Origin of the sequence: Pseudomonas sp. MWU13-2517 (genome assembly GCF_023242545.1) — a bacterium.
Taxonomy (GTDB): Bacteria; Pseudomonadota; Gammaproteobacteria; order Pseudomonadales; family Pseudomonadaceae; genus Aquipseudomonas.
Genome location: NZ_JALMFA010000016.1, coordinates 76,731 through 88,112, shown reverse-complemented (window position 1 = coordinate 88,112; position 11,382 = coordinate 76,731). Strand labels below are relative to the sequence as shown.

The 11,382-nt window shown below is 58.8% G+C and carries 8 protein-coding genes; 3 read left to right on the top strand and 5 right to left on the bottom strand.

Annotated elements, in window-relative coordinates; translation table 11 throughout:
• Positions 1-38: 38 nt before the first annotated feature.
• The 5 genes from M5B97_RS22380 to M5B97_RS22360 all read right to left on the bottom strand — a co-directional run bounded on the left by M5B97_RS22380 (position 39) and on the right by M5B97_RS22360 (position 5,170).
• Entirely contained in the window at positions 39-1,016 is a 978-nt protein-coding gene (locus M5B97_RS22380; RefSeq protein WP_248732678.1) for an NAD(P)-dependent oxidoreductase, read from the bottom strand.
• The gene (locus tag M5B97_RS22375) at positions 1,013-2,305 is read right to left on the bottom strand and encodes an MFS transporter (RefSeq protein WP_248732677.1); all 1,293 of its coding nucleotides are present in this window, start codon (positions 2,303-2,305) and stop codon (positions 1,013-1,015) included. Before M5B97_RS22375 ends, M5B97_RS22380 begins: the two co-directional genes overlap by 4 nt.
• Before the next feature lie 87 nt (positions 2,306-2,392).
• Positions 2,393-3,337: a sugar kinase gene (locus tag M5B97_RS22370; RefSeq protein WP_248732676.1), complete on the bottom strand. Its 945-nt coding sequence runs from the start codon at positions 3,335-3,337 to the stop codon at positions 2,393-2,395.
• Complete coding sequence (locus M5B97_RS22365; protein ID WP_248732675.1) at positions 3,330-4,112, bottom strand: sugar phosphate isomerase/epimerase; 783 nt, start codon at positions 4,110-4,112, stop codon at positions 3,330-3,332. Before M5B97_RS22365 ends, M5B97_RS22370 begins: the two co-directional genes overlap by 8 nt.
• A gap of 44 nt (positions 4,113-4,156) precedes the next feature.
• Complete coding sequence (locus M5B97_RS22360) at positions 4,157-5,170, bottom strand: LacI family DNA-binding transcriptional regulator (protein WP_349292533.1); 1,014 nt, start codon at positions 5,168-5,170, stop codon at positions 4,157-4,159.
• 261 nt (positions 5,171-5,431) lie between these two features.
• On the opposite strand from M5B97_RS22360, the gene M5B97_RS22355 reads away from it, so the two are divergent.
• From M5B97_RS22355 to M5B97_RS22345, 3 genes are all read left to right on the top strand, one after another.
• Entirely contained in the window at positions 5,432-6,679 is a 1,248-nt protein-coding gene (locus tag M5B97_RS22355) for a hypothetical protein (protein ID WP_248732674.1), read from the top strand.
• 130 nt (positions 6,680-6,809) lie between these two features.
• Positions 6,810-8,813 (top strand): hypothetical protein, encoded by a 2,004-nt coding sequence (locus tag M5B97_RS22350; RefSeq protein ID WP_248732673.1) that lies wholly within the window; start codon positions 6,810-6,812, stop codon positions 8,811-8,813.
• A gap of 280 nt (positions 8,814-9,093) precedes the next feature.
• Positions 9,094-11,358, top strand: coding sequence for an autotransporter outer membrane beta-barrel domain-containing protein (locus tag M5B97_RS22345; RefSeq protein ID WP_248732672.1), 2,265 nt, complete (start codon positions 9,094-9,096; stop codon positions 11,356-11,358).
• The last annotated feature ends 24 nt before the right edge of the window (positions 11,359-11,382 follow it).

The window sequence follows — 11,382 nt, the reverse complement described above, 5'->3', positions numbered from 1 at the left end:
CAAGCCCCCTTCCACATTTATCGGTGCGACGTGAGGGGCTACGGTTTCCAGGCAGCTGGATTTACCAGGTTTTTTGGCTTTTGCCCGGCCAGAGCCTGCAACAGATTATCCACCGCACACTGGGCCATGGCTTCCCGCGTCTCATGGGTCGCCGAGCCGATATGCGGCGTGGCGACCACGTTGTTCAAACGCAACAACGGCGATTCGTGACTGAGCGGCTCGCGCTCGAACACATCCAGCCCCGCGGCCCGGATGGTGCGCTGTTGTAACGCTTGGACCAGCGCCGCTTCGTCTACCACCTTGCCCCGCGAGATGTTGATGAAGATCGTCTCCGGCCCCATCCGCGCAAACGCTTCGGCGCCGATCAGCTTCTCGGTTTCGGCCGTCAGCGGCAATGTCAGGCAGACAAAATCAGCCTCTTGCAGCAAGTCGTTCAAGGGGCGGTATTGCGCACCAAAACGCTGCTCCACCTGCGGCTTGGGCGAGTGACTGTGGTAGATCACCGGCATGCCGAAACCGAAGTGCCCGCGCTGGGCCAGGGCTTCACCGATACGCCCCATGCCGATGATGCCGAGGGTTTTGCCATGCACGTCAGTACCGAAGTGTGCCGGGCCGATGTTCTTGTTCCACTGGCCGGCGCGCACCATGTCCGCCAGTTCGACCATCCGCCGCGCGGTGGCCAGGATCAGCGCAAAACCGGTGTCGGCGGTGGTTTCAGTGAGTACGTCCGGGGTATTGCTGAGCAGGATGCCGCGCTGGGTCAGGTAGTCGATGTCGTAGTTGTCGACACCTACCGAGACGCTGGCCACCGCTTCCAGGTTGGGCGCCAGATCCAGCAGCGTGGCGTCCAGGCGCAGGCTGGCGCCCAGCAGGCCATGGGCGGCAGGCAGCGCGTCGCGCAGTTTGGCCAGGCCGGTAGCGTCCAGCGCGTCGATCAGCGTGACATCGGCCTGTTCATGCAGGCGCGCCATCAGCGGTGCGGAGAGCTTTTTGTACAACACGACAGACTTTTTCATAAGGTTTTTACCTTCAACTCCAGGGTTGGCGCCCGTACGCGATCACTGGCGCCGGGCTTGAGGAAAATGGTCAGCACCACCGACAGCAGCAAGGCGCCGCTCATCAGCAGGTACGAGGCGCCGGGCGAGCCGGTGCTGCTGTTGAGGTAACCCACCAGGTACGAGCCACCGAACGAACCGAGGGCACCCATGCTGTTGATCAGCGCCATGGCGCCGCCGGCGACGTTGGCCGGCAGGATCTCCGGGACGATGGCGAAGAACGGACCGTACGGCGCGTACATGCAGGCCCCGGCGATCACCAGCAAGGTGTAGGACCACCAGAAATGTTCGGCGCCGAGCGCGTAGGAACCGTAGAACGCGATGGAAGCAATCAGCAGGGGCGGCCACACAAAGCGCTTACGCTTTTGCAATTTGTCCGACCCCCAGGACACCACCAGCATGCCGATTACCGCCGCCAGATAGGGCAGGGCGGACAACCAGCCCGCCTCGACCATGTCCATCTTCAATCCCGCCTTGAGGATCGACGGCAGCCACAACACAAAGCCGTACACGCCGATGCTCCAACAGAAAAATTGCAGGGCCAGTACGATCACTTTGGGCGAACGGAAAGCCTCGCCGTAGTTCTTCACCGCCTTGATACCCACCTGTTCGGCGGCCAGGGCGGTTTCCAGGCTCTGTTTCTCGCTGCCGCTGAGCCATTTGGCATCCTTGGGACGCTCATCGGCCAGGCGCCACCAGATAAACGCCCAGACCACCGCCGGCAAGCCTTCGACGATGAACATCCAGCGCCAGCTGAAGTGTTGCACCAGATAGCCCGAGACCACCGACATCCACAGCATGGTCACCGGGTTGCCGAGGATCAGGAAGGTATTGGCGCGGGAGCGTTCGGCACGGGTGAACCAGTGGCACAGGTACACCAGCATGGCCGGCATTACGGCCGCTTCAACCACACCGAGCATGAAGCGAATGGCGATCAGCATATAGGCGTTGGACACCACGCCCGTCAGGGTCGCCAGGCCACCCCAGAAGATCAGGCTGACAAAGATCAGCTTTTTGACGCTGCGCTTCTGGGCATAGATCGCGCCCGGCACCTGGAAGAAAAAGTAGCCCAGGAAGAACAGCGCACCCAGCAGCGAGGACATGCCCGGGGTGATCATCAGGTCTTCGGCCATCCCGGAGGCGGCGGCGAAGCCATAGTTGGCGCGGTCCAGGTAGGCCAGGCTGTAGGTGATAAAAACGATGGGCATGATGTACCACCAGCGGCGGGTGGCGAGTTTCACGGTATCCATGGTGTTGCTCCTGAGCTTGTTGTAGTTGTGGCAACAGGTTGTAGTAAGCGGGTTTGCCCCGCGCCGGGCTGCGCAGCAGCCGTTTGGTCAACTCGCCTTCTGTGCCGGGGGCAGGTCTGCCCTGAGCGGCAAGCCTTCCATATCGCCACGGCTCTGCACGGCACGGCTGCCGATCCAGTTACCGCGCCGCACGGCCTCGGGGAAGCTGAGGTTTTCCAGCAGGGCACTGACCATGCCGACGGCGAAGCCATCGCCGGCACCGACGGTATCCACCACTTTTTCCACCGGCACGGCGGCGACGAAACCTTCGTCCAGCCGGGTCCGATAGTAAGCACCGTCAGGCCCCAGCTTGATGGCCACGGCCTCGGCGCCCTGGTCGAGGTAGAACGCGGCAATATCGGCCGGGTCGTCGAAGCCGGTAAGCAACCGGCCTTCGCTCAGGCCCGGCAATACCCAGTCGGCCAAGGCGGCGAGGGCGTTGATCTCGCGGATCATCTGCTGCTGGCTGGGCCATAGCGATGGGCGCAGGTTGGGGTCGAACGACACGCTGCGCCCGGCCTTGCGCATTTGCGTCATCAACTCGCGGGACAGCTCCCGGGTGGCGTCGGACAAGGCCGCGGGAATGCCGGTGGCATGCAGGTGACGGGCTTGAAGCAGCGCGGGGCTGATGGCCGCGATGGATAAATGGCTGGCCGCCGAGCCTTTGCGAAAGTACTCGACCTGAGGATCGGCGCCGTTTTCTTCACGGGACTTGAGCTGAAAACCGGTCGGATGCAGCGGGTCGACCGCTACATGGCGGCAGTCCAGGCCCTCTTTTTTCAGGGTGTCGAGCACAAAGCGGCCCAGGGAATCATTGCCCACCCGGCTCAGCCAGGCCACGTTGAACCCCAGGCGCGACAGGCCGATGGCGACATTACTGTCGGCCCCGGCAATACGCTTGTGAAACTGCGCCACCTGCGCCAGGTCGCCAGTCTGTTCGGCGACGAACATCGCCATGGTTTCACCAAACGAGAGGATATCGATCTCAGACATGGGCATTCTCCACGCGGGGCTGGCCAAGGGTGGCGAGGGCGGCGACCTGCCCGGCGGTGACTTGGATCAGGTCATCGCCTTGCAGCGGGAATTCCACGGCCCGGGTAATACCTTGGGTCATGTGCTTGAGCAGTTGTTCCCACAAATGCAGGTCGGTGGCGCTGGGCGGCAGTGCGACGAGCTTGCCATCCTGGCGGCGGGCCACGGCTTTGCAGTGCAGATAGTCCACGTGCCGGCCGAGCAGGCGTGCGGCGGTCAGGGCGGATTGGTCCTGCCACTGCCAGTTGCCGATGTCGAAGGTCATCTTGACCGGCAGGCCCAGGCGTTCCACTTCGCTGAAGAAGCGTTGCATCGGTTCGATACGCCCACCGTGCAAGGTCTGGTCGTTTTCCACCAACAGCTTGACCGGGTGACGGCTGAGCAGCGCATGCAGGCTCTGCAGGTCGTTGGTGTCGGTGAAGTAACCCAGGGAAACCTTCAACCAACCCGAACCAAAGGCTTGGGCACGGTCCAGGGTCGCCGCCAGTTCGGCGTTGGGTTGGGCGCGCCCGGCAACCCACAATTCCATGGGTGATGAGAACACCGATTCCAGATGGTGCTGCGCTGCGGCTTGGGCCAGTTCGCCCGGTTGCTCGTGGGTCAAAAGCTCCTCACGCCATTCGATGCGCTGGGCACCCGCGGCGGCGAGCAACTCGACAAAACTCAGTTGGCCGTTTTTGCGCACCAGGTCGGCGCCGTAGCTGGATAGGCTGATGGATACGGGGTATTTATGCATTGTTGTGTACCTCTGAAACCGGTTTCATTTTTGTGCAAAAAATTTTAGGTCCGCTGCGTGGAACCACGCACGATCAGTTCAGGCAGGAAGTCGAGCGTGCGCGTCGGCTGCGTATCGCCACGTAATCGCTTGAGCAAACAGTCAAACGCACTGGCGCCGATCGCCTCGGTTGGCTGTGCCAGTGCGGTGATGCCGCTACCCACCAGCGGATACCAGTCCAGGTCATCCAGGGCGATCAGGCCAACGTCGTCGAACAGGTTGCAACCCAGTGTCTTGAGCGCGCGGGTGCAGGCCAACGCAGCGACGCCGTTGGCGCAGAACAGCGCCTTGGGGCCAGGTTTGGCAAGGAAGGCTTGGAGGGTTTTTTCCAGCGCGTCATCGAGTTCCAGCACCTTGCCGGTCAACCCCGGACGGCGGTCGATCTCGGCGTTGAAACTGGCCTGGCGTTCCAGGCGCGAGCTGGTGCCGTCGGCGGCTTCACTCACCAGCAACACATCGCGGTAGCCCTGTTGTTGCAGGTGCTCCAGTGCCATGTGCACTGCCGCCGGGTTGTCCAACCCCACCAGGTCGCTGTGCAGCGGTTCGACCTTGCGGTCCACCAGCACCAGAGGCATCTCCCGTTGCAACTCCAGTAGTTGATCGAGGTGATGGCCGAGGGTGTTCACGATCAGCCCTTCGATGTTGTACGCGCGCAGCGCCGCGAGGTGCTGGCGCTCCTGCTCGTCATCGCGGTCGGTGTTGCACACCACCAGGCTGTAGCCGTGCCGGCGGCAGGCGGTTTCGACGCCATGCATCACGGCAATCGAATAGGGGTTGCGAATGTCCGCCACCAACATGCCGATCAGGCGCGTGCGGCCACGTTTCAGGCCACGGGCCATCTGGTTGGGGCGATAGCCGAGTGCTTCGATGGCTTGTTCGATGCGCAGGGCTATGGCATCGGAGAGCAGCGCGCGGTCATCGCCGATAAAGCGCGACACGCTGGCCTTGGACACACCGGCACGCTCGGCGACGTCGAGCATGGTCACGCGGCTGCGCTGGGCGGCGGAAAATGAAGTCACGGTAGAACCTTTCTTATTGGATTTGGTGTTTCGCTGAAACCGGTTTCAGAAAACACGAGTCAATCGGCCTCGTCAAGAATTTCTTGGTGAAGGCATGCTGTCGTTAGACGCCGAAAAGCGGACGAATGGCGCTGATACCTGTGAAATCTGACAGTATCCACCGGCGTAAAGGAGGTGTTCAATTGCACCAACAGCGCCTGGGCAGTCTGATTTTTTAGAGAAAAAGGCGTGTCGAGAGTGATTGAACTGCGGGAGGTTTCGATGACCACTTCCAATACAACCCAGCCGAATGCGAATGGTCCTTCGGGCCCTGGCGGTATCCTCGTGCTGGATGAGCCAACAGTCGTCGACGCACTACCGGATGGGTTGATCCCCGCTAGATTTTATTTCGACGATTTGAAGGTTTCGCTTGAGACCCCTTGGGCGGTTTTACCCGGTACGGGAAGGTTCCAATATGTGATTTTTGAGTGGGCTGTCCAAGGGGCCAGACCCGTCGATACCCCCCCTTTCGAACTGCGTGGCCCACTCACGGATGCCGATTTTCCTATACCGCTGACGATTCCTCAGGCCTTTCTACTGAGCAGCGCTGTCGTTGACCTCAGGTATCGGATCCATAACACCCGGCCAGATAGTCCCAGCGTCGATACCTCTGAAACGGTGACTATCAGAATCGACCGCGATGCCCCTGGTGCTGGCGCGTTTCTTCCTCCTGCGATTTTCCCGATCGACCCGGTGACTCAAACCTACCTGGACAACAACCCCCTGGTGCCCATGGAAATCCCTCCTGGCTATCGAGGGCGTGAGGCCGGTGACAGAGTGCATATGTATTTTTCTGACCTGAATATGCTGCCAACGGGCTTGCCGACACTGACCTCGCCACGGCTGACCAGTGCCAATGGCCGCATTTTTGTAGAGGTGCCCAATGACGTGTTCCGCAGGTTCCCGGGGGCTCTCTTTCTGTTCTGTTTTTATCGCCTGGAGGATCGTGCCGGAAATGTGAACCCGGAATTTTCACAGGTGGCGCGGGTTGGGCTGCAAGTCGACCTGCCTCCCATCATGTACACACGCCCCGGTTTTCCCCAGTCCGAGTCTCACCCTAACCGGTATTTGACCTGCAGCACTCAACCGCCGATTTGGTTCGGGGTCGAGGTGCACATCCCCCCTGATTCGAACATCCGTGATGGGGATTTGATCACGCTGCGGTTTCAAGGGTACGGCCGGTACCCTGATGTCAATCCAGACCCCAACATTGTGGAAACCCTTGAGCATTATTGGGACGCGACAGGGGATGCAGCCGGCTTCAACTTCTGGATCCGTGATGTGGAACGTCTGATCCGCCCATTGAAAGAAAACGCAGGCGGGGAGGCTAGCTATTTAGTGTCCAGAGCGGGGGCCATCATTGGCCGCTCCACCCCCAGGTTCGTGCAGTTCGACCGTGTGGTGCTGACGTCGCCACTGCCGCCCGACCCCATCTACTGCTGGATTAACGGTAATGGCCCCGAGCCTTGAGCCGGGTCGTCCCACCGCATGAATGTTGGACTACATCGCTCTGATGGATGTTTTTTCGAGTTAGCGTGGTTGGCTGAATGCCATCGACGGGAGCGAGTGTGTCTGTTTAAAACACCAAGGAGAGACTGAAATGAGTAGAAAACGTGGTTCGACTACTGCACCTGCGCCTTTGGTTCTCGCTGCGCCTACGATCGTCGAAGCGCTGGATGATGCAACCGGCCTTATTCCAGCACCGGTTGCACCGGTTGGCATTAACGTGCAATTAACGACGGGGCAGGCGACAAGGAACACCGATTGGATGAGCATCGAGATTCGCGATCTTAGTGCGCTTCCGCCCACGTGGGTCACCTTTGTAGCGCCCTATCAACTAACCGCCATTACCCCACCGGTTCCGTCCATTATCAACAGGTTCGTTCCCGCTCCGCTGCCCCAATTCAAACATGGTTTTTTCGAGCTCAGAAATACCCAGTACCGTAATCAAGCGGGTATACCGGGAGCCCCCTTCGACAGCTCCAACCCGGGTGCATTTCGGGTCGATACCATTGCGCCTTATGCCGTCGAGTCATCCCGTGAGCAACCGACTGTTCCGGTCTTTGTCAACGCGCCGCCGGGCACCGTGATCAACAATGCGTTCCTCATAAGCGAAGGTGGCCTGGAGATCGGCATTCCACCGAACACTTATCCCTCTCAGCCGGGGCAATTCGAAGCAGGGGACAGGTTTTTTGTCTACTTCAGCCCGGTAATGGACCCGCGTCCCGAGCATTTGGTCAGCGATCCGCTAGGGATACCGATGCTGCCTACGGGGGGCACTTTCTTCCTGCCGGCCGCCCAGATACTTGTGGGTGGTTTTTTCTATCTTTTCTACACCATCCGTGATCGGGCCGGTAACGTCAGCCGCCCTTCGTTCAATGATTCTCGCACCGTTGCATTGCTTGACGATCCCAAGCCATTGGCAGTCTTCATTCCATTGGCGCCCGCCCCGCGCGACGGCAGTACCGATGACCTGCTCGATATTGCGGATTATAAGCAAGGTATTGACGTTCATATTGAAGAGTACCTTGATCATGCAATAGGGCTGGACAAGTTCGAATTGCAATGGGGTACGGAGCCATATGGCCCGCAAACGCCTGAGCTTAGTGCTTTTGACGTTATCTTCAGTGGTATGAATAACGCGATCAAGGCCGCCTATACAGCAACACTGGGGCCGCAGACTGTGATCGTGCGCTATCGTATTGACCGAAATGGTATTTTCTTTAACTCTCCCGACAAAACCGTGCGACTTGACTTGTCGGTGGAAGGCCCGGTTCTTCCTGGCACCCTTGAGCCGGGGGATGTGAACCCTGAACTGCAACTGGCGCAGGTATATGGCGCTATTTCGACTCCCGAGTTGAACACCCTGCGCATCGTCGACGCGGATAAACCTGTCACGATTGTGATTCCGCTCTGGACCGTTGCAGCGGCGCCCCATGCGAACAACAGGTTTTTCCTGTTCTGGGGCGTCGCGAAAGAACGAGTCGGGCCTTTTAACCTCAGTACCCTGACACCCGGAGCGAATGCGACGTTCGACATCCCGTGGGACGTAGTGGACAGACATGGTAATGGCACGCAGCCGGTCAGCTACGTTGTCACCGGGCCCGGCACCACTAATGAAAACCCGTCGGATGTTACCGACGTCGAGGTGATCGATGCAGTGACCGTGACATTGCAAGCTGCTCAATTCCGGCACCTTGATGTCAATGGTGAGTGGAGCTGCGTGTCCTTGCAAAGTCGTGGCCCTGGGGCCCCGCCGCCGCTTTTTGCCGAGCTTTTCATTCCTGCAGACCCACGGCTGGTGCTCAATAACGATGTGACGATAACCGTGACTATTTCGAGCGAGGCCTTTGGCTTTCCACCGGGTCCATTCACGCAAGACTTTACCCATCCATCGTTGAGCCAGTCTGATGTGGATAATGGTTTTATCTTTGAAATTCCTTACGGTGCATTCCTTAAGCAGTCTCCGTTTGGGCCTTGCGAAGTGACCTACAGCACAGTGGTGAGCAGCGGAGCGACCGGTAACAGTGAACTGGCTGGGGTTTTCTCGGTATTTTCCAATCCGGAGACCTTCTGCGATGGTACGACTATCGTGAGACCTTAAGCGGGCTGTTCGTTGGAACCGTCAAAGGGAAGCGTCGCTTCCCTTTGGCGTATCCGGTAGTTGGCAGTTGAAAATATGCTTTCTATAAGCCTGGTTCGCAGGTACACCTTGATCGCCATATATTCGGAGCGATGTATTGCCTATCGCTACATCCTGTTCAGATTAATCCTACATCCTTGGGTAAGTTCACTCAGTAATCTCTGCGCCGCACAGGTAAGGCTCCATTCCGAGGGAACGAGCCAAACCGTTTCAAAGGCTCCAGCCCAGAGAGTGAAAACCTATGTCCGTGTTAACCAACTTCGAGCTCAAGCCCTTGAGCAAGATGATGAAAGTTCCAACTATTACTTTTCTTGTGTTTGCCGCTTTTCAATCGAGCGCACACGCTGTTCAACTGATTGGTGAGTCAAAAACCATTGAGGTCGGTGAACTACCCAATGACTGGCAACTGGATATGAAGTCCGAGCTGACCGTTAATGGTGCCCGGGCACAGCATATCCTGGTCAACGATTCGGCGTTGATTGTCAATGCTGGCAGCCTTATTGACGACATCCGTGCCACCCAGGGATCGTCCGTCAGCCTGAACGGCGCTACCGTCGATTCGTCTCATGCCGTGTTCGGCGCAGTGCGCCTGGATGACAGCAATGCTCTCATTCAGGACAGCAACATCACTAGCCATACCACCGTAGGCCTGCAAGCGTTCCAGAGTTTCGATTCCGAAAAAGGAGGCATTGCCGAGGTATTCAACAGCACCATTCGTGGTCATATCGGCGGGGCGATGGCGGCGGGCAATAGTGAACTGCACTTCAGTCAAAATACGTTGGTTGAAGGTACCGGCGCCGACAGTTTTGGCGTGTTTGTCGACGGGGCAACGGTCACTGCCAGCCAAAGCCGAATCATCGGCGGCAAGAACGGTGTGTTGTTCACCGATGACTATGACGAAGGCGGCGTGGGTAAACTGGTGCTGGATAATTCCAGCGTCGAGGGCCGCAGCGGTTCCGCCATCGTGGTTAATGGTGAGCATGGTTCGACCCCGCGAGCGGAAATTGATGTGCGTAATGGCTCTACTTTGATCGGTGGTAACGGCACGTTGCTGGAAGTTAACGGCGGCGCCACGGCGAGCATGAATGTCGACAACAGTCGATTGAACGGTAACGTCATTGTCGAGGACGGCAGCAGCGCAGATTTGAAGCTGCAGAACCACGCCAGCCTGACCGGGCTGTTTCAGAATGTCACCCGCCTGGATATCGGCGACCAGTCTTTTTGGGAACTCACGGGCGACAGTCAGGTAGGCGCATTGAGCCTGGCGGGCGGTACGGTGAAGTTCGGTCACACCGACGCGTTCTATCAGCTGGATCTGGACAGCCTCGACGGTAACGGCACGTTCGTCATGGGCACCGATTTCGCGCGTGGCGTCACGGACTTCCTGAACATCGAAGGTGAGGCCAAAGGCAATCACCACCTGTTGCTCGCGGCAAGTGGTGCGGAGCCGGTCAATCCGGAGGATATTCGCATTGTGCATACCGGCGGGGGCGATGCGCAGTTTTCCCTGGTCGGTGATGTGGTCGACGTAGGTGCTTACTCCTACGGCCTGAAAAAGGAAGGCACTGACTGGTTCCTTGACCCGAACAACCGCGTGATAAGCCCAGGTACTCGCTCGGTACTGGCTCTGTTCAATACCGCACCGACCGTATGGTACGGTGAGGCGACTTCACTGCGTACACGCATGGGTGAGTTGCGTTTCGAGCCGGGTCAAGCGGGGGTGTGGATCCGGGGTTATGGCAATAAGTACAAAGTGGCCGACAGCACGGGTGTCGGTTATAGCCAGAACCAACAGGGCTTTACCTTGGGTGCCGATACGCCGTTGGCCGACAGCCAGTGGCTGGTGGGGGTAATGGCGGGTCACAGCACCTCGGACCTGGACCTCAAGCGCGGCACCTCCGGTAACGTGAAGAGCTACTACCTGGGTGCCTACGCGACGTGGTTGGACGAGGAGAGCGGCCTGTATTTCGATGCGGTCGCCAAGGTCAACCGGTTCCATAACGAGTCCAAGGTTGGTCTCAGTGACGGTACTTCGTCCAAAGGCAAGTACAACAACACCGGTGGCGGTTTGTCGGCGGAGGTCGGTCGCAACATCAAGTTGGACGATGGATTCTTCGTCGAGCCGTATGCGCAGATGTCCACCGTGGTCATCCAGGGCGGCAGTTACAGCCTGGATAACGGTCTGCAAGCCAAGGGCGAGCGCACCCGCTCGATCCTGGCCAAGGCCGGTGCGACCGTGGGGCGTGACATCCAGCTCGACAACGGCAGTGTGCTACAGCCTTATTTGCGGGCAGCGATGGTGCATGAGTTTGCCAATAACAATAAGGTTTCGGTCAATAACAATGTGTTCAACAATGATCTGTCCGGTTCCCGAGCCGAATTCGGTGCGGGTGTGGCGGTGAAGCTGTCGCAGAACCTTCAATTGCATGCCGATCTTGAGCACAGCAGCGGCGGTAAGGTTGAGCAGCCTTGGGGCGCCAATGTGGGTGTTCGTTACACCTGGTAATTGCGCGCTATGCAAAAACGCCCG

Coding starts and splice junctions, on each gene's coding strand:
- M5B97_RS22380 (WP_248732678.1), bottom strand. CDS start 1,016: ATGAAAAAGTCTGTCGTGTTGTACAAAAAGCTCTCCGCACCGCTGATG.
- M5B97_RS22350 (WP_248732673.1), top strand. CDS start 6,810: ATGAGTAGAAAACGTGGTTCGACTACTGCACCTGCGCCTTTGGTTCTC.
- M5B97_RS22355 (WP_248732674.1), top strand. CDS start 5,432: ATGACCACTTCCAATACAACCCAGCCGAATGCGAATGGTCCTTCGGGC.
- M5B97_RS22345 (WP_248732672.1), top strand. CDS start 9,094: ATGTCCGTGTTAACCAACTTCGAGCTCAAGCCCTTGAGCAAGATGATG.
- M5B97_RS22375 (WP_248732677.1), bottom strand. CDS start 2,305: ATGGATACCGTGAAACTCGCCACCCGCCGCTGGTGGTACATCATGCCC.
- M5B97_RS22365 (WP_248732675.1), bottom strand. CDS start 4,112: ATGCATAAATACCCCGTATCCATCAGCCTATCCAGCTACGGCGCCGAC.
- M5B97_RS22370 (WP_248732676.1), bottom strand. CDS start 3,337: ATGTCTGAGATCGATATCCTCTCGTTTGGTGAAACCATGGCGATGTTC.